We start from the raw sequence: 301 nt of genomic DNA on the forward strand, positions 1-301 counted from the left end.
AGATCGATCCGGCCTCGGCGATCCTGCGCGAAGACGCCAAGGGTCCCTATGTCAACCTGATCGCCGTGCGCAGCGCCGACAAGGACAAGCCCTGGGTCAAGACGCTGGTCGAAAGCTACCACACGCCTGTCTCTTATACACATCTCCGAGCCCACGAGACTCTAGGCGCGATCGCGTTTGCCGTCTTCTGCTTGAAAAGGGGGGGGGGGGGGGGGGGGGGGGGGGGGGGGGGGGGGGGGGGGGGGGGGGGGGGGGGGGGGGGGGGGGGGGGGGGGGGGGGGGGGGGGGGGGGGGGGGGGGG

At 73.4% G+C, this 301-nt stretch carries 1 protein-coding gene; it reads left to right on the forward strand.

Annotated elements, in window-relative coordinates:
* The coding region (locus JHD80_RS29000) for a MetQ/NlpA family ABC transporter substrate-binding protein (protein ID WP_248311828.1) at positions 1-301 on the forward strand (301 nt) is incomplete at both ends.

This window comes from Allobosea sp. ASV33 (assembly GCF_016428755.1).
GTDB lineage: Bacteria > Pseudomonadota > Alphaproteobacteria > Rhizobiales > Beijerinckiaceae > Allobosea.